18 protein-coding genes are annotated in these 23,970 nt (G+C 57.1%); 11 read left to right on the top strand and 7 right to left on the bottom strand.

Annotated elements, in window-relative coordinates; translation table 11 throughout:
- Positions 1-32: 32 nt before the first annotated feature.
- From ycaR to SOM40_RS07625, 3 genes are all read left to right on the top strand, one after another.
- Positions 33-215, top strand: a complete 183-nt coding sequence (gene ycaR / locus SOM40_RS07615) for a protein YcaR (RefSeq protein ID WP_106992589.1) — start codon at positions 33-35, stop codon at positions 213-215.
- Positions 212-958 carry a 3-deoxy-manno-octulosonate cytidylyltransferase gene (gene kdsB, locus SOM40_RS07620; protein ID WP_106992590.1) on the top strand — a complete coding sequence of 249 codons (747 nt, stop codon included), beginning with the start codon at positions 212-214 and terminating at the stop codon, positions 956-958. Before ycaR ends, kdsB begins: the two co-directional genes overlap by 4 nt.
- A gap of 130 nt (positions 959-1,088) precedes the next feature.
- The gene (locus tag SOM40_RS07625) at positions 1,089-1,982 is read left to right on the top strand and encodes a YcbJ family phosphotransferase (protein WP_262673145.1); all 894 of its coding nucleotides are present in this window, start codon (positions 1,089-1,091) and stop codon (positions 1,980-1,982) included.
- On the opposite strand, the gene elyC is transcribed toward SOM40_RS07625, so the two are convergent.
- Positions 1,959-2,738, bottom strand: coding sequence for an envelope biogenesis factor ElyC (elyC, locus tag SOM40_RS07630; RefSeq protein ID WP_320457112.1), 780 nt, complete (start codon positions 2,736-2,738; stop codon positions 1,959-1,961). The two genes, SOM40_RS07625 and elyC, sit on opposite strands and share 24 nt — an antisense overlap.
- Positions 2,739-2,862: 124 nt before the next feature.
- On the opposite strand from elyC, the gene cmoM reads away from it, so the two are divergent.
- The 7 genes from cmoM to SOM40_RS07665 all read left to right on the top strand — a co-directional run bounded on the left by cmoM (position 2,863) and on the right by SOM40_RS07665 (position 13,500).
- Positions 2,863-3,648 (top strand): tRNA uridine 5-oxyacetic acid(34) methyltransferase CmoM, encoded by a 786-nt coding sequence (gene cmoM / locus SOM40_RS07635; protein WP_106992593.1) that lies wholly within the window; start codon positions 2,863-2,865, stop codon positions 3,646-3,648.
- Positions 3,645-4,967, top strand: a complete 1,323-nt coding sequence (mukF, locus tag SOM40_RS07640; RefSeq protein WP_106992594.1) for a chromosome partition protein MukF — start codon at positions 3,645-3,647, stop codon at positions 4,965-4,967. The genes cmoM and mukF overlap by 4 nt, the downstream gene beginning before the upstream one ends.
- Positions 4,948-5,652 (top strand): chromosome partition protein MukE, encoded by a 705-nt coding sequence (mukE, locus tag SOM40_RS07645; protein WP_106992595.1) that lies wholly within the window; start codon positions 4,948-4,950, stop codon positions 5,650-5,652. Before mukF ends, mukE begins: the two co-directional genes overlap by 20 nt.
- Positions 5,652-10,100 (top strand): chromosome partition protein MukB, encoded by a 4,449-nt coding sequence (gene mukB / locus SOM40_RS07650; protein WP_320457111.1) that lies wholly within the window; start codon positions 5,652-5,654, stop codon positions 10,098-10,100. Before mukE ends, mukB begins: the two co-directional genes overlap by 1 nt.
- 183 nt (positions 10,101-10,283) lie before the next feature.
- On the top strand, positions 10,284-12,107 hold the full coding sequence (ldtD, locus tag SOM40_RS07655; RefSeq protein WP_320457110.1) for a L,D-transpeptidase: 1,824 nt from the start codon (positions 10,284-10,286) through the stop codon (positions 12,105-12,107).
- Positions 12,108-12,284: 177 nt separating this feature from the next.
- Positions 12,285-12,833, top strand: coding sequence for a peptidoglycan L,D-endopeptidase MepK (gene mepK / locus SOM40_RS07660; RefSeq protein WP_106992599.1), 549 nt, complete (start codon positions 12,285-12,287; stop codon positions 12,831-12,833).
- Positions 12,834-12,852: 19 nt separating this feature from the next.
- Positions 12,853-13,500 (top strand): MBL fold metallo-hydrolase, encoded by a 648-nt coding sequence (locus SOM40_RS07665; protein WP_106992600.1) that lies wholly within the window; start codon positions 12,853-12,855, stop codon positions 13,498-13,500.
- A gap of 97 nt (positions 13,501-13,597) precedes the next feature.
- Here SOM40_RS07665 and aspC read toward each other — a convergent pair whose 3' ends face one another.
- The 4 genes from aspC to pncB all read right to left on the bottom strand — a co-directional run bounded on the left by aspC (position 13,598) and on the right by pncB (position 19,424).
- Positions 13,598-14,788 (bottom strand): aspartate transaminase, encoded by a 1,191-nt coding sequence (gene aspC, locus SOM40_RS07670; RefSeq protein ID WP_106992601.1) that lies wholly within the window; start codon positions 14,786-14,788, stop codon positions 13,598-13,600.
- A gap of 184 nt (positions 14,789-14,972) precedes the next feature.
- The gene (locus SOM40_RS07675; protein WP_106992602.1) at positions 14,973-16,052 is read right to left on the bottom strand and encodes a porin; all 1,080 of its coding nucleotides are present in this window, start codon (positions 16,050-16,052) and stop codon (positions 14,973-14,975) included.
- A 606-nt stretch (positions 16,053-16,658) separates the two neighbouring features.
- On the bottom strand, positions 16,659-18,059 hold the full coding sequence (gene asnS / locus SOM40_RS07680; RefSeq protein ID WP_106992603.1) for an asparagine--tRNA ligase: 1,401 nt from the start codon (positions 18,057-18,059) through the stop codon (positions 16,659-16,661).
- Between the two features lie 162 nt (positions 18,060-18,221).
- Positions 18,222-19,424, bottom strand: coding sequence for a nicotinate phosphoribosyltransferase (gene pncB, locus SOM40_RS07685; RefSeq protein WP_106992604.1), 1,203 nt, complete (start codon positions 19,422-19,424; stop codon positions 18,222-18,224).
- 264 nt (positions 19,425-19,688) lie between these two features.
- On the opposite strand from pncB, the gene pepN reads away from it, so the two are divergent.
- Positions 19,689-22,301 carry an aminopeptidase N gene (gene pepN / locus SOM40_RS07690; RefSeq protein WP_320457109.1) on the top strand — a complete coding sequence of 871 codons (2,613 nt, stop codon included), beginning with the start codon at positions 19,689-19,691 and terminating at the stop codon, positions 22,299-22,301.
- Positions 22,302-22,402: 101 nt separating this feature from the next.
- On the opposite strand, the gene ssuB is transcribed toward pepN, so the two are convergent.
- Positions 22,403-23,173, bottom strand: a complete 771-nt coding sequence (ssuB, locus tag SOM40_RS07695; RefSeq protein WP_320457108.1) for an aliphatic sulfonates ABC transporter ATP-binding protein — start codon at positions 23,171-23,173, stop codon at positions 22,403-22,405.
- Entirely contained in the window at positions 23,170-23,961 is a 792-nt protein-coding gene (ssuC, locus tag SOM40_RS07700) for an aliphatic sulfonate ABC transporter permease SsuC (RefSeq protein WP_312079240.1), read from the bottom strand. The genes ssuB and ssuC overlap by 4 nt, the downstream gene beginning before the upstream one ends.
- Positions 23,962-23,970 lie beyond the last annotated feature (9 nt).

Here is a 23,970-nt window from a genome sequence, read left to right on the forward strand (position 1 = left end):
TAAGCTTTACCGATCATTGATACGGAGGAACTATGGATCACCGTTTATTGGAAATTATTGCCTGCCCGGTGTGCAACGGCAAACTTTACTACAGCCAGGATAAGCAAGAGTTAATCTGCAAACTGGACAACCTTGCCTTCCCCCTGCGCGACGGCATTCCCGTCCTGCTGGAGACCGAAGCCCGTTCGCTGGCGGCAGAAGAGAGCAAACCATGAGTTTTGTTGTCATTATCCCGGCGCGTTTCGCCTCCACGCGCCTGCCGGGCAAACCGCTGGTCGACATCAACGGTAAGCCGATGATTGTCCACGTGCTGGAACGCGCGCGTGAGTCCGGCGCTGACCGTATTATTGTCGCCACCGATCACGAAGAGGTGGCGCGTGCGGTAGAAGCGGCGGGCGGCGAAGTGTGCATGACTCGCGCCGATCACCAGTCCGGTACCGAACGTCTGGCGGAAGTGGTGGAAAAATGCGGCTTCAGCGACGACACGGTGATTGTTAACGTGCAGGGCGATGAGCCAATGATCCCGGCGGTCATTATTCGCCAGGTGGCAGAAAACCTCGCCCAGCGTCAGGTGGGTATGGCGACGCTGGCCGTGCCGGTGCACAGTGCCGAAGAGGCGTTCAACCCGAACGCCGTGAAAGTGGTGCTGGACGCTGAAGGCTACGCGCTCTATTTCTCCCGCGCGACTATCCCCTGGGATCGCGACCGTTTTGCTGAATCGCGCGAAGCGCCTGGCGATAACATCCTGCGTCATCTGGGCATTTATGGCTATCGCGCCGGCTTTATTCGCCGTTACGTGACATGGCAGCCGAGCCCGCTGGAAAACATCGAAATGCTCGAGCAGCTGCGCGTGCTGTGGTACGGCGAGAAGATCCATGTTGCCGTGGCGCAGGAAGTTCCAGGTACAGGCGTTGATACGCCTGAGGATCTCGCCCGCGTTCGCGCTGAGATGCGTTAATCCCCGCCATCCCCTCGCCTGAGGGGATGTTTTATCTTCTCTATTTCTTCTCAGAATTGCCTCATAAGAGTGACATCCGCTCGTCAGACGCTCATTATAAAAGCAGTAGTCTTAATGGGGGTAATCTCAAATGGAACAGCTACGTGCCGAACTCAGCCATCTGTTGGGTGAAAAACTGAGCCGTGTGGAATGCGTGCATGAAAAGGCGGATACCACGCTGTGGTCGTTGTATGACAGTCAGGGAAACCCCATGCCGTTACTGGCGCGAAGCTTCTCTTCACCGGATGTTGCCCGACAGCTGGCGTGGAAAATCTCCATGCTGGCCCGCAGCGGTACGGTCAGAATGCCGACCGTCTATGGCGTGATGACCCACGAAGAACACCCGGGGCCTGATGTGTTGCTGCTCGAGCGCCTGCGCGGCGTGCCGGTTGAAGCGCCGGCCCGCACCCCGGAACGCTGGGAACAGCTTAAGGATCAGATTGTCGAGGCGCTGCTGGCCTGGCACCGGATGGACAGTGGGGGGCTGGTGGGGGCGGTGGACAGCACCCAGGAGAACCTCTGGCCGCTCTGGTATCGCCAGCGGGTTGAGGTCCTGTGGGGAACGTTAAACCAGTACCGCAACACTGGCCTGACCATGCAGGACAAACGGATCCTGTTTCGGACCCGGGAATGCCTGCCCGGCCTGTTTAAAGGCTTCAACGACAACAGCGTGCTGATCCACGGCAACTTTACCCTGCGCAGTATGCTTAAGGATCCGCGCAGCGATCAGCTGCTGGCGATGGTCGGGCCGGGGGTGATGCTGTGGGCCCCGCGGGAGTTTGAACTGTTTCGGCTGAGTGAGGGCGGGCAGGCAGAAGATCTGCTCTGGCACTATCTGCAGCGCGCGCCGGTCTCAGAGTCATTCCTCTGGCGGCGCTGGCTGTATCTGCTGTGGGACGAAGTGGCGCAGCTGGTCAATACCGGACGTTTTAACCGCGCCAACTTCGACCTGGCGTCGAAATCACTGCTCCCCTGGCTCGCCTGACGGGGCTTTAAGCCACTGCCAGACGCGTCCGAGCGTCTCGTAACCCACGCGATCGCTGTGCATCAGCCAGACCGGGGACGGAATAATCCGTTCCCAGAGGTTGAGCGGCGCGCTAATTGCCAGCTGGTTAGCCGGGGCGGGCAGGGGATGTAATCCCTGCTGTTCAAAAAAGATCATCGCCCGCGGCAGATGCGAGGCGGAGGTCACCAGCAGGAACGGGGCATCGCCGATCGCCTGCTTCACCGCTGCGGCTTCCTCTTCGGTATCTTTCGGGCTGTCGAGGGTGATGATCTCCTCGCGCGGTACCCCCAGCGACTGCGCCACGCGCGCCCCGGCTTCAGCGGTGCTCACCGGATTGCGTTGCGCCGCCGCCCCGGTGAAGATCATCTTCGAACCGGGATTCGCCAGCCACAGGCGCATCCCTTCATTGAGTCGCGGCAGGCTGTTGTTAATCAGATTAGAGCTGGGCGCCCAGTCCGGATCCCAGGTGTAACCCCCGCCGAGTACCACGATGTACTCAACCTTTTGATTTCCTTGCCAGGTCGGGTACTTATTTTCCACCGGACGTAACAACCCGTCCGCCACCGGCTGCAGGCTCAGCAGCAGGAGCACCAGCCAGCCTGCCGTGGTAATAATTTTACCGGTTCTCTGAAAGCGGCTGAACCACAGCAATCCCAGGCCCAGCGCGATACACAGCAGAATAAGAGGGAGGGGAAGCATCATGCCGCCAATATATTTTTTTAGGGTAAAAAGCATCCTTTCTGGCTCCTTTTTTGACCATACAGCTGAGGATTGTTAGCGATATTACACCAGAGAGGTTCATTCTCCGCCCGGCTGTGACAAAATAGCGGTTTTGTTGTTAGCGGGTGGAGCTCTCCCAATGCGGGATCGCAATTTTGATGACATCGCGGAAAAGTTTGCCCGCAATATTTATGGCACGACCAAGGGCCAGCTGCGTCAAACGATCCTCTGGCAGGATCTGGACATCCTGCTTGCCCGCTTTGGATCGAAAAAATTGCGCGTCCTTGACGCCGGCGGCGGTGAAGGTCAGACGGCGATAAAAATGGCCGAGCGTGGACACCACGTCATCCTCTGCGACCTGTCAGCGGAGATGATCGCCCGGGCTGAAAGCGCGGCGATGGAGAAAGGTGTGAGCGATAACATGCAATTTATACATTGCGCCGCTCAGGACATCGCTCAACATTTGGAAAGCCCGGTTGATCTGATATTGTCTCATGCGGTGCTGGAGTGGGTGGCCGACCCCCAGGCGCTGTTGCAGACGCTGTGGTCGATACTGCACCCCGGCGGCGCGTTGTCGCTGATGTTTTACAACGCCAACGGCCTGCTGATGCGTAACGTGCTGGTGGGTAATTTTGGCTATGTGCAGCAGGGCATGTACAAAAAGAAACGGCGCACGCTTTCACCGGACTTTCCGCGCGATCCGCAGCAGGTCTACGGCTGGCTGGAAGCGATGGGCTGGGAGATCGCCGGGAAAACCGGCATCAGGGTGTTTCACGACTATTTGCGTGATAAACAAAAGCAGCATGAGTGTTTTGACGCCCTGACAGAATTAGAGACGCGGTACTGTCGCCAGGAGCCCTGGATCAGCCTTGGCCGCTACATACATGTCACCGCGCACAAGCCGCAGAGCAAGGATAACTTATGAGTGAATTTTCCCAGACAGTCCCCGAGCTGGTTGCCTGGGCCCGAAAAAACGATTTCTCCCTCTCGCTGCCGGTAGACAGACTCTCTTTTCTGCTGGCGGTTGCCACGCTGAACGGCGAACGGCTGGATGGAGAAATGAGCGAGGGCGAACTGGTGGATGCGTTCCGCCATGTCAGTGATGCGTTTGAGCAAACCAGCGAAACCATTAATGTGCGTGCTAATAACGCCATTAACGATATGGTGCGTCAACGTCTGCTGAACCGCTTTACCAGCGAACTGGCGGAAGGGAACGCCATCTATCGCCTGACGCCACTGGGCATCGGCATCACCGACTATTACATTCGCCAGCGTGAATTCTCGACCCTGCGCCTCTCGATGCAGCTCTCCATTGTGGCGGGCGAACTGAAGCGTGCGGCGGATGCCGCTGATGAAAACGGCGACGAGTTCCACTGGCACCGCAATGTCTACGCGCCGCTGAAATATTCGGTGGCCGAAATTTTCGACAGCATCGATCTGACCCAGCGCATTATGGATGAGCAGCAGCAGCTGGTGAAGGACGACATCGCCCAGCTGCTGAACAAGGACTGGCGGGCGGCGATCTCCAGCTGTGAAATGCTGCTGTCAGAAACCTCCGGCACCCTGCGTGAACTGCAGGATACGCTGGAAGCCGCGGGCGACAAGCTGCAGGCCAACCTGCTGCGCATCCAGGATGCCACCCTGGCCCATGACAACCTGCATTTTGTCGATCGGCTGGTCTTCGACCTGCAGAGCAAACTCGACCGTATTATCAGCTGGGGTCAGCAGGCGATCGACCTGTGGATCGGCTATGACCGTCACGTGCATAAATTTATCCGTACCGCCATCGATATGGATAAAAACCGCGTCTTTGCCCAGCGTCTGCGCCAGTCGGTCCAGACCTACTTCGATGCGCCATGGGCGCTGACCTACGCCAGCGCCGACCGTCTGCTCGATATGCGTGACGAAGAGATGAGCCTGCGCGACGAAGAGGTGACCGGGGAACTGCCGGCAGACCTGGAATATGAAGAGTTTAACGAAATACGGGAACAGCTTGCCGCGATGATCGAGGAGCAGCTGGCGATCTTCAAAGCCAAAAACACCCCGCTGGATCTCGGTCTGGTGGTGCGCGACTACCTCGCACAATACCCACGTGCGCGCCATTTTGATATCGCCCGCATCGTGGTCGATCAGGCGGTACGCCTGGGCGTCGCGCAAGCAGATTTCACCGGCCTGCCGCCGAAGTGGCAGCCGATTAACGATTACGGAGCCAAGGTACAGGCGCATGTCATTGACAAATATTGAACACGTGATGCCCGCTAAGCTGGCACTGGCGCTGGCAAATCCGATCTTTCCGGCGCTGGACAGCCAACTGCGTGCCGGTCGTCACATTGGTCTCGACGAGCTGGATAATCACGCCTTTTTGATGGATTTCCAGGAATATCTGGAAGAGTTTTATGCCCGCTATAACGTGGAGCTGATCCGCGCCCCGGAAGGTTTCTTCTACCTTCGCCCGCGCTCTACCACGCTTATTCCGCGTTCGGTGCTGTCCGAGCTGGACATGATGGTCGGCAAAATTCTCTGCTACCTCTATCTCAGCCCGGAGCGTCTGGCTAATGAAGGCATCTTCACCCAGCAGGAGCTCTATGACGAGCTGATGACGCTGGCGGACGAAGGCAAACTGCTGAAGCTGGTGAACAACCGCTCTACCGGTTCCGACGTTGACCGTCAGAAGTTACAGGAAAAAGTTCGCTCCTCCCTGAACCGTCTGCGCCGTCTGGGGATGGTGTGGTTTATGGGCCACGACAGCAGTAAATTCCGCATCACGGAATCGGTATTCCGCTTTGGCGCCGACGTGCGCGTGGGCGATGACGCCCGTGAAGCGCAGCTGCGCATGATCCGCGATGGCGAAGCGATGCCGGTGGAAAACCACCTGCAGCTCAATGATGAGCATGAAGACAATCAGCCGGATAGCGGGGAGGAAGAGTAATGATTGAACGCGGTAAATTTCGCTCACTGACGCTGATTAACTGGAACGGTTTCTTTGCCCGCACCTTTGATCTCGATGAGCTGGTAACCACGCTCTCGGGCGGGAACGGGGCCGGGAAATCCACCACCATGGCGGCGTTCGTCACCGCCCTGATCCCGGACTTGACGCTGCTGCACTTCCGTAACACCACCGAAGCCGGTGCGACCAGCGGCTCCCGCGATAAGGGTCTGCACGGTAAGCTGAAGGCGGGTGTCTGTTATTCGGTGCTGGACGTGATCAACTCCCGCCACCAGCGCGTGGTCGTCGGCGTACGTCTGCAGCAGGTCGCCGGGCGCGACCGTAAGGTGGACATCAAGCCGTTCGCCATTCAGGGTCTGCCAACGTCCGTTCAGCCGACCTCGCTGTTAACGGAAACCCTGAACGACCGCCAGGCGCGCGTGCTGACGCTTCAGGAGCTGAAAGACAAGCTGGAAGCCATCGAGGGCGTGCAGTTTAAGCAGTTCAACTCGATCACTGAATACCACTCCCTGATGTTCGATCTGGGGGTAGTGGCGCGTCGTCTGCGTTCGGCCTCGGATCGTAGTAAATACTATCGCCTGATTGAGGCCTCGCTGTACGGCGGGATCTCCAGCGCCATTACCCGTTCCCTGCGCGACTACCTGTTGCCGGAGAACAGCGGTGTGCGCAAAGCCTTCCAGGATATGGAAGCGGCGCTGCGTGAAAACCGCATGACGCTGGAAGCCATTCGCGTCACCCAGTCGGACCGCGACCTGTTCAAGCATCTGATCAGCGAAGCCACCAACTATGTGGCTGCTGACTATATGCGCCATGCCAACGAGCGCCGCATTCATCTGGATCAGGCCCTTGAGTATCGCCGCGAGCTGTTTACCTCGCGCCAGCAGCTGGCGTCCGAGCAGTACAAGCACGTCGAGATGGCCCGCGAGCTGTCCGAGCATAACGGGGCAGAAGGGGATCTGGAGGCCGATTATCAGGCCGCCAGCGATCATCTGAACCTGGTGCAAACCGCGCTGCGTCAGCAGGAAAAAATTGAGCGCTACGAAGCGGATCTCGATGAACTGCAAATTCGTCTGGAAGAGCAGAACGAAGTGGTGGCCGAAGCTGCCGACAAGCAGGAAGAGAACGAAGGCCGCGCCGAAGCCGCCGAGCTGGAAGTGGATGAGCTGAAAAGCCAGCTTGCCGACTATCAGCAGGCGCTGGACGTTCAGCAAACCCGCGCCATTCAGTACAACCAGGCCCTGCAGGCCCTGCAGCGCGCGAAAGATCTCTGCCATCTGCCGGATCTGACTCCGGAGAGCGCCGATCAGTGGCTGGAAACCTTCCAGGCGAAAGAGCAGGAAGCTACCGAGAAGCTGCTGAATCTCGACCAGAAAATGAGCGTGGCGCAAACCGCGCACAGCCAGTTTGAACAGGCGTACCAGCTGGTGGCGGCGATTAACGGCCCGCTGGCGCGCAGTGAAGCCTGGAGCGTGGCTCGTGAGCTGCTGCGTGATGGTGTCAACCAGCGTCATCAGGCGGAACAGGTTCAGCCGCTGCGTATGCGTCTGAACGAGCTGGAACAGCGTCTGCGGGAACAGCAGGAGGCGGAACGCCTGCTGGCTGAATTCTGTAAGCGTCAGGGCAAACGGATTGATATTGACGATCTGGAAACCCTGCATCAGGAGCTGGAAGCCCGTATCGCGTCGCTGTCTGACAGCGTCTCCAGCGCCAGCGAGCAGCGTATGCAACTGCGCCAGGAGCTGGAGCAGTTGCAGTCGCGCATTCAGACCCTGATGCAGCGCGCCCCGATCTGGCTGGCAGCCCAGAGCAGCCTGAGCCAGCTCAGCGAGCAGTGCGGCGAGGAGTTCGAATCCAGTCAGGACGTGACAGAGTACCTTCAGCAGTTGCTGGAGCGTGAACGCGAAGCCATCGTAGAGCGTGATGAAGTGGGCGCGCGCAAACGTGCCGTCGACGAAGAAATTGAGCGCTTAAGCCAGCCGGGCGGGGCAGAAGATGCACGCCTGAACACCCTGGCCGAACGTTTTGGCGGCGTGCTGCTGTCCGAAATTTATGACGACGTCAGCCTTGAAGATGCGCCGTACTACTCTGCGCTGTACGGTCCGTCCCGCCACGCTATCGTGGTGCCGGATCTGTCGCTGATCGCCGACCAGCTCGAAGGCCTGGAGGATTGCCCGGAAGATCTCTATCTGATCGAAGGGGATCCGCAGTCGTTCGATGACAGCGTCTTTGGCGTCGACGAGCTGGAAAAAGCGGTGGTGGTGAAAATCGCCGATCGTCAGTGGCGTTATTCGCGCTTCCCGACCCTGCCGCTGTTTGGCCGCGCCGCGCGTGAAAGCCGCATTGAGAGCCTGCACGCCGAACGCGAAACACTGTCAGAACGTTTTGCCACACTGTCGTTTGATGTGCAAAAAACCCAGCGTCTGCACCAGGCGTTCAGCCGCTTTATCGGCAGCCATCTGGCAGTAGCGTTTGATGCCGATCCGGAAGCGGAGATCCGCAAACTCACCACCCGCCGTGGTGAACTGGAACGCGCCATCTCTAACCACGAGAATGACAACCAGCAAAGCCGGGTGCAGTTCGAACAGGCCAAAGAGGGCGTTGCTGCGCTTAACCGCATCCTGCCACGCCTCAACCTGCTGGCGGACGACACCCTCGCCGATCGCGTGGATGAGATCCAGGAGCGCCTCGACGACGCGCAGGAAGCCGCGCGCTTCGTGCAGCAGCACGGCAACCAGCTGGCGAAGCTGGAGCCGATGGTCTCCGTTCTGCAGAGCGACCCGGAACAGTTCGAACAGCTGAAAGAAGATTACGCCTGGTCCCAGCAGGTTCAGCGCGAAGCCCGTCAGCAGGCGTTTGCCCTGACCGAAGTGGCCCAGCGTCGGGCACACTTCAGCTATTCCGACTCGGCGGAAATGCTGAACGGCAACAGCGATCTGAACGAGAAGCTGCGCCACCGTCTGGAGCAGGCGGAAACGGAACGTACCCGCGCCCGTGAGGCGATGCGTAGCCATGCCGCGCAGCTGAGCCAGTACAGCCAGGTGCTGGCGTCGCTGAAAAGCTCCTTTGATACCAAGAAAGAGTTGCTGACTGATCTGCACAAAGAGCTGCAGGATATCGGTGTGCGGGCCGACAGCGGGGCAGAGGAGCGGGCGCGTATTCGTCGCGACGAACTGCATGCCCAGCTCAGCAACAACCGTGCTCGCCGCAATCAGCTGGAAAAAGCGCTGACTTTCTGCGAGGCGGAGATGGATAACCTCACCCGTCGTCTGCGCAAACTGGAACGCGATTACCACGAGAAGCGCGAGCAGGTCGTCACCGCTAAAGCGGGCTGGTGTGCTGTGATGCGGATGGTGAAAGACAATGGCGTTGAACGTCGTCTGCACCGCCGCGAGCTGGCCTATCTCTCCGGGGATGAGCTGCGCTCTATGTCGGATAAGGCGCTCGGTGCGCTGCGTCTGGCGGTGGCGGATAACGAACACCTGCGCGATGTACTGCGCATGTCGGAAGATCCAAAACGCCCTGAACGCAAAATTCAGTTCTTCGTGGCGGTCTATCAGCACCTGCGCGAGCGTATTCGCCAGGACATTATCCGTACCGATGACCCGGTTGAAGCCATTGAACAGATGGAGATCGAGCTGGGCCGTCTGACAGAAGAGCTCACCTCCCGCGAGCAGAAGCTGGCGATCAGCTCCCGCAGCGTGGCCAACATCATCCGTAAAACGATCCAGCGCGAGCAGAACCGTATTCGTCAGCTGAACCAGGGCCTGCAGAGCGTCTCCTTCGGCCAGGTCAACAGCGTGCGACTGAACGTCAACGTGCGTGAAGCCCACGCCACGTTGCTGGACGTGCTGGCTGAACAGCACGAGCAGCATCAGGATCTGTTCAACAGCAACCGCCTGACCTTCTCCGAAGCGCTGGCGAAGCTGTATCAGCGTCTGAACCCGCAGATTGATATGGGCCAGCGCACGCCGCAAACCATCGGTGAGGAGCTGCTGGATTACCGCAACTATCTCGAGATGGAAGTGGAAGTTAACCGTGGCTCCGACGGCTGGCTGCGTGCGGAATCCGGCGCCCTGTCGACCGGGGAAGCGATCGGTACCGGGATGTCGATTCTGGTGATGGTGGTGCAGAGTTGGGAAGATGAATCCCGTCGCCTGCGCGGCAAGGATATCTCGCCATGCCGCCTGCTGTTCCTCGATGAAGCCGCGCGTCTGGATGCCCGTTCCATCGCCACGCTGTTTGAACTGTGCGACCGTCTGGATATGCAGCTGATTATCGCGGCGCCGGAGAACATCAGTCCGGAGAAAGGCACCACCTATAAACTGGTGCGTAAGGTCTACCAGAACAGCGAGCACGTTCACGTTGTCGGTCTGCGCGGCTTTGCCCCGCAACCGCCGGAATCGCTTCCAGGAACGGCTGACGCCTCCTGACGATTCTGAAAGTTACCCATGGCGGCCTGCAGGCCGCCTTTTTTTATTCCTTGAGCTTGTACTGGCGGCTGCGTTAACTTTAAACTTCTTTACATAAGGCAAGGCTGGTGCCGGTCTGTCTTCCTATAATGAATTGAAGCCCCGGTGATGAGGGCGCGACGTAAAGCAAACAGGGGGCAAGGGATGTTGCTGAATAAAATGTACGGTCGTCAGCTGTCAGCACTCAGTTTGTGCCTGACGGTAGTAGTGGCTCCACTGTTTTCTGCCCGGGCCGATGAGCCCGAACTGGTTCCGGTCGATAGCTCCGCCACGATGGGCGCGCAGCCTACGTCGCTGTCACAACCGCTGGAGCAATCGCCAGCCACCGCCATGATGGCCGGTATCCGTCCGCTGCCTGCCGATGTCAGTGCGGAACAACGTCGCGAGCAGCTGCTCTCGGCTCTGCCTGCGGGTTACTCCCCGGTCTATCTTAATCAGCTTACGCTGCTGTATGCCGCACGTGACATGAAACCCATGTGGGACGATCGCGATGGTGTGCGGGCGTTCCAGCAACAGCTTGCCGAAGTCGCTATCGCCGGTTTCCAGCCGCAATTTACCGCCTGGGTGGAACTGCTGACCCAGCCTGAGATAACCGGAATGGCGCGGGACGTGATCCTGTCGGATGCGATGATGGGCTATCTGCAGTTTGTGGCAGGGATCCCGGTCAACGGTAACCGCTGGCTCTATAGCACCAAACCTTACAAGATGGCGACACCGCCGCTGTCGGTGATTAACCAGTGGCAGCTGGCGCTGGATAACGGGACGGTGCCGCAATTCATTGCCGGCCTTGCGCCGACGCATCCGCAGTATGCGGTGATGCATCAGTCGCTGCTGGAGCTGGTGGCCGATACGCAACCCTGGCCGCAGCTGCAGAGCACCGCCAAACTGAGCCCGGGGCAGTGGAGCAGCGATGTTCCGGCCCTGCGTGAAATCCTGAAACGCTCCGGCGTGATCGACGGCGGGCCAAAAATTGCCCTGCCGGGTGACGATCCACAAAGCGTGGTTGTCAGTCCGTCAGCCCCACCGGTTGAGAAGAAAAAGAAGCCAGCCTCCAGCAAGCCGGCCTCCTATGACCGCAGCCTTGTTGAAGCGGTCAAAGCCTTCCAGACCACCCAGGGTCTGGGCGCCGACGGCGTGATTGGCCAGGGCACGCGTGACGCGCTGAATCTCACACCAGCCCAGCGTGCCGGCGTGCTGGCGCTGAATATTCAGCGTCTGCGCCTGCTGCCGGCCACGCTCTCCACCGGAATTATGGTGAATATTCCGGCTTTCTCGCTGGTTTATTATCAGAACGGTAATGAGGTGCTGGCATCGCGAGTCATTGTTGGCCGTCCGGATCGTAAAACGCCGATGATGAGCAGCGCCCTGAATAACGTGGTGGTCAACCCGCCGTGGAATGTGCCGCCGACGCTGGCACGCAATGATATTCTGCCGAAACTCTGGAATGACCCGGGATACCTTGAACGCCACAACTATACCGTGCTGCGGGGCTGGAACAGTAAAGAGGCTATCGATCCGTGGCGGGTAGACTGGGCGACCATCACGCCTTCTAATCTGCCGTTCCGCTTCCAGCAGGCACCCGGAGCGCATAACTCGCTTGGGCGCTATAAGTTCAATATGCCAAGCTCGGACGCTATCTATCTGCACGATACGCCTAACCACAACCTGTTCCAGAAAGATGCTCGTGCGCTCAGCTCCGGCTGCGTGCGTGTAAACAAGGCGTCAGAACTGGCTAACATGCTGTTACAGGATGCAGGCTGGAACGACACACGAATCTCCGATGCGCTGAAGCAGGGCGACACGCGTTATGTGAATATCCGCCAAAATATTCCGGTTAATCTGTACTATCTGACCGCGTTTGTCGGCAAGGATGGTCGCACCCAGTATCGTACAGATATTTACAATTATGATGAGATTGCCCGATCGAACACTCAGATTCTGCCCAAGGCAGAGCAATTGATCAGGTAAATGAAGAAGTTCGGAAAATTCTGGTAGCCTGAGTCAGGAAAAGATACGGGGTTTGCGGCTGCAAGCCCCGTATTTCCTGGTTTTGCTGCCTTGACGCTGACAGGTTTGCCCGGTAATGTGCCCTTCGTGCGCTGTATTGCATTTATACGATAACACTGACCTGTAGACCTGATTACCATGGATAAATTCGACGCTAATCGCCGTAAGTTGCTGGCGTTAGGGGGCATTGCGCTGGGCGCTGCCATCTTACCGACGCCATCATTTGCTACGCTCTCAACCCCTCGACCACGCATTTTGACGCTTAATAACCTGCATACAGGTGAGTCAATAAAAGCCGAGTTTTTTGATGGCCGGGGCTATATTCAGGATGAATTAGCAAAGCTTAATCATTTTTTCCGGGATTTCCGCGCAAATAAGATTAAAGCCATCGATCCGGGATTATTCGATCAGCTTTTCCGCCTGCAGGGCCTGCTGGGCACCCGCAAACCGGTCCAGCTCATCTCTGGTTACCGCTCCCTTGATACCAATAACGAACTACGCGCCCGCAGCCGTGGGGTCGCTAAAAAAAGTTATCATACCAAAGGGCAGGCGATGGATTTTCATATTGAAGGCGTTTCGTTAGCCAATGTTCGCAAAGCTGCGTTATCTATGCGCGCAGGTGGTGTAGGATATTACCCACGTAGCAACTTTGTGCATATTGATACCGGGCCACTGCGGCACTGGTAATAACGAAATCAGGAGCAGTATGAACTATCGTATTATTCCGGTCACTGCGTTCTCCCAGAACTGTTCGATTATCTGGTGCGAACAAACCAAACTGGCCGCCCTGGTCGATCCCGGTGGTGATGCAGAGAAGATCAAACAGGAAGTCGCTGCCGCTGGCGTGACCTTAATGCAGATTTTACTCACCCACGGTCATCTCGATCACGTGGGCGCTGCGGCCGAGCTGGCGCAACACTACGGTGTGCCGATTGTAGGTCCGGAAAAAGAAGATGAGTTCTGGCTGCAGGGCTTGCCGTCACAGAGCCGGATGTTCGGTCTGGATGAGTGTCTGCCGTTGACGCCAGATCGCTGGCTGAACGAAGGTGAGAGCGTCAGCGTCGGCAATGTGACTTTACAGGTGTTGCATTGCCCGGGCCATACGCCAGGCCACATTGTCTTCTTTGATGACCAGTCGCGTCTGTTGATTTCCGGCGACGTGATCTTTAAAGGCGGAGTAGGGCGCAGTGATTTCCCACGTGGCGATCACGGTCAGCTGATTCGCTCAATTAAAGAGAAGTTATTGCCGCTGGGGGATGATGTGACCTTTATCTCCGGCCACGGCCCGATGTCGACGCTGGGCTACGAACGGCTGCACAACCCGTTCCTGCAGGATGAAATGCCTGTCTGGTAATGACGAATTAAAAAAGCCTGCTTAAAGCAGGCTTTTTTTTGCCCGGCGACCGGGCTTTTGTAGGCCGGGCAAACGCAGTGCCGCCCGGCTTAACGTTTTACAGCACAGCCACAATCGCTTCGCACAGCGGCGCCATGTTATCCGGCGTCATACCCGCCACGTTAACACGACCTGAAGCCACTGCGTACACGCCAAATTCTTCACGCAGACGCAGGACCTGCTCTTTGGTCAGGCCGCTGAAGGAGAACATGCCATTCTGCTTAATGATGAAGCTGAAGTCGCGATCCGCGCCTTTTTCCGCCAGGGTGTTCACGAACAGCAGACGCATGCGCTGAATACGCTGACGCATGTCGTTCAGTTCCTGTTCCCAGATAGCGCGCAGGGCGTCATTGCTGAGAATAGTCGCAACGACTGACGCACCGTGAGCCGGTGGGTTGGAGTAGTTAGCACGAATAACGGATTTCATCTGGCTGAACGCACGATCGACGGTCTGCTCATCGGCAGCCACCAGCGTACAGGCACCTACGCGCTCATTGTACAGACCGAAGTTCTTGGAATAGGAGCTGGCAACAATCAGCTCTTTATGCAGCGCAGCGAACGCACGCAGGCCTTCAGCATCTTCTTCCAGACCACGGGCAAAGCCCTGATAAGCGAAGTCGAACAGCGGCAGCCAGCCTTTTTCAACCGACAGTTTCGCCAGCTGTTCCCACTGCTCCAGCGTTGGATCGATGCCAGTTGGGTTGTGGCAGCAGCCGTGGAACAGCACCACATCACCCGCCTGCGCTTCGCTCAGGCTGGCCAGCAGACCGTCAAAGTCGAGAGTGTGGTTGGCCGCGTCATAGTAAGCATATTCACGCACTTCCAGGCCCGCAGAGTTGAAGACGCTCTTATGGTTAGGCCAGCTTGGATTGCTCACCCAGACGGTTTTTACGCTGGTATTTTTGGCGAGGAAATCCGCTGCCACGCGCAGGGCGCCAGTACCGCCAGGGGTCTGTGCGGTGCGGGCGCGCTTATCACTGATAATCGCGTTGCCTTTGCCGAACAGCAGCTCCTGAGTGCAACGACCAAATTCCGGAATACCGTCGATGCCGAGGTAGTTTTTGGTATTTTCGTTCTCCAGCAGATACTGCTCAGCTTTTTTAACGCTGGTCAGTACCGGGGTCTTGCCGGTCTCATCTTTATAGACACCAATACCCAGGTTGATTTTTCCAGGGCGGTCATCGGCACGAAACAGATCGGCCAGGCCCAGAATCGGGTCGGCAGGGGCGGCGGTAATGTTCTCAAACATGACGAAGTTCCATTGTGGTTACGGAAGTGAAATCCGCTATCAGGTTAACGATAGTTCTACAAAATGCCAACCGTTTGCTACAAAAAGCGTGCGGCTTTTCAAAAGTCGCCATTTTTAGCTTTCGGGCATAAAAAAACAGGGCCGAAGCCCTGTTTTTTAGACATATAACAAAGTGGTGTACTGATTAGAACTGGTAAACGATACCCACGCCCGCCTGGTCGTCGGTAGACAGGCCAGTTGCTTCGGTGTAGTTGTTGTCATCCAGCAGGTTGAAGCGGTACGCAGCGTACACGTTCATGTTCTTGTTGAAGTAGTACCAGGTACCCACTTCTACGTATTTCACCAGGTCAGCATCGCCACCGGAGAAACCGTTACGCGCGGTCAGATCTTTACCTTTGGACTGAACGTAGCCCACGGACGGACGCAGACCGAAGTCGAACTGGTACTGAACCACAGCTTCAACGTTCTGGGTTTTGTTAGCGAACTGGTCGTCGCTTTCACGAGTCATGTTCTGAGATTCGCCGTACATTACCGCTGCGTACAGGTTGTTTGCGTCATATTTAACGGAGGTTGCCCAGCCTTCAGCACGTTCGCCTTTACCGTCAACACTCTGCGCAGTAGAGCGGTCAGAGTTGGAGTAGGCTGCGGTTACGTTGAAGCCTTCAGCGAAGTCATAACCCAGAGAGTAGCTGCCGCCGTCGCCGTTCTGACGTGAGGTGGTGTGGCCAGATTCGTTTTTGCCCTGGTACTGCAGACCCAGTGACAGGCCGTCAACCAGACCGAAGAAGTCAGAGTTACGGTAGGTAGCCAGACCGGTGCTACGTGCAGTCATGAAGTTGTCAGTAGCAGCCAGGGAGTCGCCGCCCCAGATGACGAACATATCGGTAGAAGCCAGCGCATCGTAGAACACGCCGTAGTTACGACCGTAATCGAATGAACCATAATCACCGGTTTTCAGGCCTGCGAATGCCAGACGGGTTTTAGTACCCTGAGCACCTTCCTGAGAAGAGGCGTCCATGTTGTATTCCCACTGACCGTAACCGGCCAGCTGGTCATTAATCTGAGTTTCGCCTTTAAAGCCGATACGCGCATAAGTGGTATCACCGTTGTTGGTGTCACCGTTGGTGGTCCAGATATGCTCACCAACTGCTTTGCCGTAGAAGTCCAGCTTGTTAGCGTTTTTGTTATAGATTTCTGCTGCGTTAGCTGCACCGGCTGCCAGCAGGGCAGGGATAACCACTGCCAGGATATTGCGCTTCATCATTATTTATTACCCTCATTGGTTTTTTTATGACACTCGCCACTGCCGTCAATAAATTCTGTCAATAAATATTTCCGGAACTATTGATGAGAGTTTGGTGTCTTTATGTGTCTGACAGGCATCTTTCCATTCAAATAAACGTTTCGCTAGCCTGAAAGTGCTACAAATCTAAAGAATCAGTTACAAGAAGAAAATATGTGTAACAAAACGTGTATTTTAAGGAACTTTGTGAGGCATCTCAAACTTCAGAGTTGAGTGGCGAAAAATAAAGCTTCACTAATTCTATCTATATGAATTGCTTATCTTAATTTTAGATAATGACTTTTTTTATGATCCGAAGCATTAGCAAACTATTTTTCTTATCCCTAACGATGGACGTCTGGATAGCCGACTTTTTGCACGAAAAGTGTGCTAATGCTTGAGATAAGTATTAGGCGCAATAAGACTGCGGTTTATTTTATGTGCAAAGATGTTTCATGGAAATAAAGCGTAACATTGCAGAGGATCTGGCGGGGTTGCTCTTTAAGGAGAATGACTTTCAGCTGACAAAATTTGACAGTGCAGAATAAAATAATGGCCAGCAGAGGCTGGCCATTGAGTGTTATTGAATCAGAATGTGGCGCTGCGCGGAGTACGCGGGAATGGAATCACATCACGGACGTTCTGAACACCGGTCACGTAAGCGATCAGGCGCTCGAAGCCGAGACCGAAACCGGAGTGCGGCACGGTGCCGTAACGGCGTAAATCGCGGTACCACCAGTAGTCCTCTTTGTTGAGGCCCATCTCAGCCATACGCGCATCCAGCACATCCAGACGCTCTTCACGCTGTGAACCACCGATGATTTCACCGATGCCTGGGGCAAGGACGTCCATTGCGGCGACGGTTTTACCGTCTTCGTTAAGGCGCATATAGAACGCCTTGATGTCTTTCGGATAGTTTTTCACGACCACCGGCGCTTTGAAGTGCTTCTCGGCCAGGTAGCGTTCATGCTCGGAGGAGAGGTCAACGCCCCAGTACACCGGGTTCTCAAACTTCTGACCGCAGTTTTCGAGGATGGTCACCGCATCGGTGTAATCCACCTGGGCGAAGTCAGCAGAGACGAAACGCTCCAGACGGGAGATCGCATCGCTGTCCACGCGCTCGGCGAAGAATTTCATGTCGTCCGCGCGCTCGGTCAGTACGGCGTTAAAGACGTACTTCAGCATCGCTTCCGCCAGGCCTGCCACGTCGTCGAGGTTGGCGAAGGCCACTTCCGGCTCCAGCATCCAGAACTCCGCCAGGTGGCGGCTGGTGTTGGAGTTCTCGGCGCGGAAGGTTGGGCCGAAGGTGTAGATTTTAGACAGTGCACAGGCGTAGGTTTCGCCGTTCAGCTGGCCAGATACGGTCAGGAAGGACTCTTTGCCAAAGAAATCTTTGTCGTAGTCCACTTTGCCTTCCGGCGTGCGCGGCAGGTTTTCCATGTCCAGGGTGGAGACGCGGAACATCTCTCCAGCACCTTCGGTGTCGGAGGCGGTGATCAGCGGGGTGGAGACCCAGAAGTAGCCCTGCTCGTCAAAGAAACGGTGCAGCGCCTGCGCCAGGGTGTGACGAACACGGGCCACGGCACCAATCATGTTGGTACGCGGGCGCAGGTGAGCCACTTCACGCAGATACTCGATGCTGTGGCGCTTTGCCGCCATCGGGTAGGTATCCGGATCTTCAACCCAGCCGGTCACTTCAATCGAGGTGGCCTGCAGTTCATAGCTCTGACCCTGGCCCTGAGAGGCCACGATTTTGCCGGTGACCACTACGGAACAACCGGTGGTCAGACGCAGCACTTCCTGATTGTAATTGGGCAGAGAATTATTAATAACGGCCTGTACAGGATCAAAGCAGGAACCGTCATAAACGGCGAGGAAAGAAAAGCCAGCTTTTGAATCTCGGCGGGTACGCACCCATCCGCGCACGGTGACTTCGCTGTCAACGGCTACGCGGCCCTGGAGTACGTCGGCTACAGGCACAACGCTCATAATAATCTCTCTATGTAGTCCAATAATAAAATCTGTATCCCCTTCAATGGGGGGATATCTATGTTACCTGGCATCCGCCATCAGACAAGTAGATTTCGCAATGATAAGGGAAGAAATAAGAAATAAATGCGGGAAGGGAGCCCGGTGGGCTCCCTGAAAGGATTAGCTGGCGATTTTAACCTGCGGCAGGTCGAACGCTTTACGCAGGGCACGGACAAAGGCTTTGTCATGGCAAATGGTTTTGCCCGGGCTGTCGGAGAGTTTCGCCACCGGCTTGCCGTTACATTCCACCAGTTTAATGACGATATTCAGCGGTTTTACCTGGGGAATATCGCAGGTTAAACGGGTACCAATGCCAAAGCCCAGATTGATGCGCGAGGAGAAGTGCCGGTACAGGCCCACCGCTTTTGGCAGGTCGAGATTATCGGAGAAGACCAGCACTTTACTCATTGGATCGATGCCCAGCTTTTGATAATGGGCGATCGCTTTCTCACCCCACTCCAGCGGATCGCCGGAGTCATGGCGCAACCCCTGATAGGCCGTGGCAAACTCCGGGCCGAAATCGCGCAGGAAGGCGTCCATGGTAATACAGTCGGTTAAGGCGATCCCAAGCTGGTCCGGGTACTCGTCAAGCCAGGCCGCCAGCGCCGCACGCTGGCTGGTCGCCAGTTCCGGGCTGATCTGCTGGTGCGCCTGGAACCACTCATGGGCCTGGGTACCCATCGGGGTGAGGTTCAGACGGCGGGCCAGATCGTAATTGCTGGTGCCAACAAACCACGGCTCCTGCTGCAGTCGCTCAACGATGGCCTGCTGCACCTCGCGGGAGAAACGGCGGCGGGTGCCAAAATCCATCAGGCGGAAACGCGACATATCCAGCGATTCGGTCAGCTGAGCAAAATCAACCAGCTTGTTTTCCAGCGTGGCCAATGCCTGTTCAACGCTGGCCTCCGGGGAACGGAAGCGGTGCACCAGCTCGCTGATCACCGCCAGCAGCGGTACTTCCCACATGATCACTTCCCGCCACGGCCCTTCAAGGCGAATATGCAGCTTGCCGTTATCATTGCTGATCTGCACCTGGGTCGGATCGTAGCGGAAATTCCGCAGCCACTGGAGGTAGTCTTCTTTAAAGAAGGGCAGGCCGGACAGCCACTGGAATTCATCATCCTGCAGATGAAGATGCTGCATAGCGTCGACTTGCTCACGAATGGCATCGGCATAGATCCCAAGCAAATCATCACCACGGCAGCGAAACTCGGCCGCGACCTGTACGTCGTGGTAGTGGTGAAATACGGCTTGCTGCATATGCAGTTTATACGCGTCGGTATCCAGCAGCGTATGCAGAACAGGTGAAGCGAATCGAGTCATAGGCGCGCAATAGCATCCTCTCACGGGAGCGTTTAGTACAATAAACAACTATTGAAACCGCTGGAGTATACCCTGTTTAGCGATTTATTGAACCCCGATCACACCATAAGCCTGGACCAGGGTCGAGTGCATTTCGTGCCGCATGTTATATAAATGTAGCAAATAGAGTGTTTGTGACTGAAAAGATGAACATTCTGCATAGCGCGTTTTACACAACAGGAATAGACTGGTTCGTTATTCGACAAACGATGCAAAAGGTTTTCTATGACACAACAGCCTCAAGCCAAATACCGCCACGACTACCGTGCGCCCGATTACCTGATTAGCGATATCGACCTGACTTTTGACCTGGATGCCACCAAAACCGTTGTCACGGCGGTCAGCCAGGTAACACGCCATAACGCCACGGCGGTGCCGCTGCGTCTTGATGGCGAAGATCTGACCCTGGTGTCGGTGCACGTTAACGACACCGCATGGACTGACTATAAAGAAGAAAACAACCAGCTGGTACTCGACAACCTGCCGGAGCGTTTTACCTTACGCATCGTCAACGAAATTAGCCCGGCGTCCAACACCGCGCTGGAGGGGTTATACCAGTCGGGTGTCGCGCTCTGTACCCAGTGTGAAGCCGAAGGTTTCCGTCACATTACCTGGTACCTGGATCGCCCGGATGTACTGGCCCGCTTCACCACCAAAATCATTGCCGATAAAGCCACCTATCCGTTCCTGCTCTCCAACGGCAACCGCGTCGGTGAAGGCGATCTGGAAAACGGTCGTCACTGGGTGCAGTGGCAGGATCCGTTCCCGAAACCCTGTTACCTGTTTGCGCTGGTGGCGGGTGATTTTGACGTCCTGCGTGACACTTTCACCACCCGTTCCGGCCGTGAAGTGGCGCTGGAGCTGTTTGTCGATCGCGGCAACCTCGATCGCGCGCCGTGGGCGATGACCTCGCTCATCAACTCCATGAAGTGGGACGAAGAGCGTTTCGGCCTCGAGTATGACCTCGACATCTATATGATCGTCGCCGTCGACTTCTTTAATATGGGCGCGATGGAGAACAAAGGTCTCAACGTCTTTAACTCCAAATATGTGCTGGCACGTACCGACACCGCCACCGATAAAGACTACCTCGATATCGAGCGCGTTATCGGCCACGAATATTTCCATAACTGGACCGGTAACCGTGTGACCTGCCGCGACTGGTTCCAGCTGAGCCTGAAAGAGGGCTTAACCGTCTTCCGCGATCAGGAGTTCAGCTCCGACCTCGGCTCGCGCGCGGTTAACCGCATCAACAACGTGCGCACCATGCGCGGCCTGCAGTTTGCCGAAGACGCCAGCCCGATGGCGCACCCGATCCGTCCGGATAAAGTGATCGAGATGAACAACTTCTACACCCTGACGGTGTATGAGAAGGGTTCTGAAATCATCCGCATGATCCACACTCTGCTGGGCGAAGTGAATTTCCAGAAAGGGATGCAGCTCTATTTCGAGCGTCATGACGGCAGCGCGGCCACCTGCGACGATTTCGTGCAGGCGATGGAAGATGCCTCTAACGTCGATCTGTCCCACTTCCGCCGCTGGTACAGCCAGGCCGGTACGCCGATTGTGACCGTCAAAGACGACTACAACCCGGAAACCGAGCAGTACACCCTGACCATCAGCCAGCGCACGCCGCCGACGGCCGAGCAGGAAGAGAAGCACCCGCTGCATATCCCGTTCGCCATTGAGCTGTACGATAACGAAGGCAAAGTGATCCCGCTGCAGAAGGGCGGTCATCCGGTGCATAACGTGCTGAACGTGACCCAGGCTGAGCAGACCTTCGTCTTTGACAACGTCTGGTTCCAGCCGGTGCCTGCGCTGCTGTGCGAATTCTCCGCGCCAGTTAAGCTGGAGTACAAGTGGAGCGATCAGCAGCTGACCTTCCTGATGCGTCACGCGCGTAACGACTTCTCCCGCTGGGATGCCGCGCAGAGCCTGCTGGCAACCTACATCAAGCTCAACGTCAATCGTCATCAGCAGGGCCAGCCGCTCTCTCTGCCGGTCCACGTGGCCGACGCTTTCCGTGCGATCCTGCTGGATGAAACGATCGACCCGGCGCTGGCGGCTGAAATTCTGACCCTGCCGTCCGCGACTGAAATCGCCGAGCTGTTTGAGATTATCGACCCGATTGCGATCGTGGCGGTGCGTGAAGCCCTGACCCGTACCCTGGCGACCGAGCTGGCGGATGAGTTCCTCGCCATCTACAACCACCACAAGCTGGATGCGTACCGCGTTGAGCATGCCGATATTGGCAAGCGCACCCTGCGTAACACCTGCCTGCGCTATCTGGCGTTTGGCGAAACCGCGCTCGCCAACGAGCTGGTCAGCCAGCAGTATCACACTGCCGACAACATGACCGACGCCCTGGCCGCGCTGGCCGCAAGCGTAGCCGCAGAGCTGCCGTGCCGTGATGCCCTGATGCAGGAGTATGACGATAAGTGGCATCAGGACGGTCTGGTGATGGACAAGTGGTTCATTCTGCAGTCCACCAGCCCGGCCGCCGACGTGGTGAACAAGGTGCGCAGCCTGCTTGAGCACCGCTCATTCACCCTGAGCAACCCGAACCGCGTCCGCTCCCTGATCGGTGCCTTTGCCAGCAGCAACCCGGCCGCCTTCCATGCGGAAGATGGCAGCGGCTACCAGTTTATGGTGGAGATGTTGACCGAGCTTAACAGCCGTAACCCGCAGGTGGCGTCACGTCTGATTGAGCCGCTGATCCGTCTGAAACGCTACGATGCCACGCGTCAGGCGAAGATGCGTGCCGCGCTGGAGCAGCTGAAAGGGCTGGAGAATCTGTCCGGGGATCTGTACGAGAAGATCAGTAAGGCTTTAGCCTAAAAGAAATGCCCGGTGGCAAGGTAAAGGCAAAACGGCAACCAGAGGTTGCCGTTTTTATTGTTTGTACCCTCTCCCTGTGGGAGAGGGCCAGGGTGAGGGCATCAGGCATTAGCCGTAATTAACTGCCGCTCCGTTACGCCACGCTTCATCACCCGATCCAACACCTCCGCTTCCAGCTCCGCCAGCCGCGCTGAACCCACCCGGCGAGGACGTGGAAGGTCCACCGTCAGATCCAACCCAATCTTGCCCTCCTCAATCAGCAGCACCCGGTCCGCCATGGCCACGGCTTCACTCACATCGTGAGTGACCAGCAGCACCGTAAATCCGTGCTCCTGCCATAGCGAGACGATCAGATCCTGCATCTCAATCCGTGTCAGCGCATCCAGCGCCCCCAGGGGTTCATCCAGCAGCAACAGCCCCGGGCGATGGATCAGCGCTCTGGCCAGCGCCACACGCTGTTTTTGTCCCCCGGAGAGGGCGGCAGGCCATTCGCCCGCGCGATTGTCCAGCCCGACGGCGGCCAGGGCTTGTAACGCCTGCGCTTTCCAGCTGCCTTTCAGCCCCAGACCGACGTTATCAATCACCGTTTTCCACGGCAGCAGACGCGCATCCTGGAACATCATCCGGGTATCGTCCTGGATCTCCACCAGCGGGGTATTCCCGGCCAGCAGCTCACCGCCGTTAGGCGCTTCCAGCCCGGCCAGCAGGCGCAGCAGGGTGCTTTTACCGCCGCCGCTGCGGCCCACCACCGCCACGAATTGCCCGGCCGGGATGTGCAGTTCCAGTTCGTTCAGAATAGTGTTTTCGCCGTAGCGTTTGGTCACGCCGTTAAGCAGCAGCGGCGTCCCCTGATTTAAGCGAGCGGTATTCATGCGTGTGCCTCCTTTATCGCGTAGGCCGGATTCCAGCGCAGCCAGCGGCGTTCAAGCCACTGGGCGCTGACATCCGCCAGTTTGCCGAGCAGGGCGTAGAGAACGATCGCCACCACTACCACGTCGGTCTGCAGGAATTCGCGGGCGTTCATCGCCAGGTAGCCAATCCCGGAGTTAGCGGAGATAGTTTCCGCCACGATCAGCGTCAGCCACATCAGGCCGAGGGCAAAACGCACGCCGACCATAATCGAGGGCAGGGCGCCCGGCAGAATGACATGTGTAAACAGGGCGAAGCCGGACAAACCGTAGCTCCGCGCCATCTCCACCAGCCCGCGGTCGATGTTACGAATGCCGTGCCAGGTGTTGATGTAGATTGGGAACAGCGTTCCGAGAGCGACGAGGAAAATCTTCGCCGTCTCGTCGATACCAAACCACAGGATCACCAGCGGGATCAGCGCCAGGTGCGGCACGTTGCGCAGCATCTGGATGGAGGTGTCCAGCAGACGCTCGCCCCAGCGGGACAGGCCGCTGATCAGACCCAGCGTCAGGCCAATCGACCCGCCGATCGAAAAACCAATCACCGCGCGCCAGGAGCTGATGGCCAGATGCTGCCACAGCTCACCGCTGGCGCTCAGGGACCAGAACGCTTCCACAACGCCCTCCGGGGAGGGCAGAATGCGGCTCGACAGCCAACCCACGGAGGATGCCAGCTGCCAGATAACGACGATACCCGCAGGGAGCAGCCAGGGCGCAATGCGCAGCAGCCATTTTTGGGATGGGTTAGCCATGCGTTCTCC

The organism is Leclercia sp. CFBP8987, from assembly GCF_034044995.2.
GTDB classification, from domain to species: Bacteria; Pseudomonadota; Gammaproteobacteria; order Enterobacterales; family Enterobacteriaceae; genus Enterobacter; species Enterobacter tamurae.

What these genes read in the sequence shown, in the direction of transcription:
- ycaR (WP_106992589.1), top strand. Translation starts at nt 33, where the DNA reads ATGGATCACCGTTTATTGGAAATTATTGCCTGCCCGGTGTGCAACGGC.
- cmoM (WP_106992593.1), top strand. Translation starts at nt 2,863, where the DNA reads ATGCGGGATCGCAATTTTGATGACATCGCGGAAAAGTTTGCCCGCAAT.
- mukF (WP_106992594.1), top strand. Translation starts at nt 3,645, where the DNA reads ATGAGTGAATTTTCCCAGACAGTCCCCGAGCTGGTTGCCTGGGCCCGA.
- aspC (WP_106992601.1), bottom strand. Translation starts at nt 14,788, where the DNA reads ATGTTTGAGAACATTACCGCCGCCCCTGCCGACCCGATTCTGGGCCTG.
- pncB (WP_106992604.1), bottom strand. Translation starts at nt 19,424, where the DNA reads ATGACTCGATTCGCTTCACCTGTTCTGCATACGCTGCTGGATACCGAC.
- elyC (WP_320457112.1), bottom strand. Translation starts at nt 2,738, where the DNA reads ATGCTTTTTACCCTAAAAAAATATATTGGCGGCATGATGCTTCCCCTC.
- ssuC (WP_312079240.1), bottom strand. Translation starts at nt 23,961, where the DNA reads ATGGCTAACCCATCCCAAAAATGGCTGCTGCGCATTGCGCCCTGGCTG.
- SOM40_RS07675 (WP_106992602.1), bottom strand. Translation starts at nt 16,052, where the DNA reads ATGATGAAGCGCAATATCCTGGCAGTGGTTATCCCTGCCCTGCTGGCA.
- asnS (WP_106992603.1), bottom strand. Translation starts at nt 18,059, where the DNA reads ATGAGCGTTGTGCCTGTAGCCGACGTACTCCAGGGCCGCGTAGCCGTT.
- ssuB (WP_320457108.1), bottom strand. Translation starts at nt 23,173, where the DNA reads ATGAATACCGCTCGCTTAAATCAGGGGACGCCGCTGCTGCTTAACGGC.
- kdsB (WP_106992590.1), top strand. Translation starts at nt 212, where the DNA reads ATGAGTTTTGTTGTCATTATCCCGGCGCGTTTCGCCTCCACGCGCCTG.
- mepK (WP_106992599.1), top strand. Translation starts at nt 12,285, where the DNA reads ATGGATAAATTCGACGCTAATCGCCGTAAGTTGCTGGCGTTAGGGGGC.
- pepN (WP_320457109.1), top strand. Translation starts at nt 19,689, where the DNA reads ATGACACAACAGCCTCAAGCCAAATACCGCCACGACTACCGTGCGCCC.
- SOM40_RS07625 (WP_262673145.1), top strand. Translation starts at nt 1,089, where the DNA reads ATGGAACAGCTACGTGCCGAACTCAGCCATCTGTTGGGTGAAAAACTG.
- mukB (WP_320457111.1), top strand. Translation starts at nt 5,652, where the DNA reads ATGATTGAACGCGGTAAATTTCGCTCACTGACGCTGATTAACTGGAAC.
- ldtD (WP_320457110.1), top strand. Translation starts at nt 10,284, where the DNA reads ATGTTGCTGAATAAAATGTACGGTCGTCAGCTGTCAGCACTCAGTTTG.
- mukE (WP_106992595.1), top strand. Translation starts at nt 4,948, where the DNA reads ATGTCATTGACAAATATTGAACACGTGATGCCCGCTAAGCTGGCACTG.
- SOM40_RS07665 (WP_106992600.1), top strand. Translation starts at nt 12,853, where the DNA reads ATGAACTATCGTATTATTCCGGTCACTGCGTTCTCCCAGAACTGTTCG.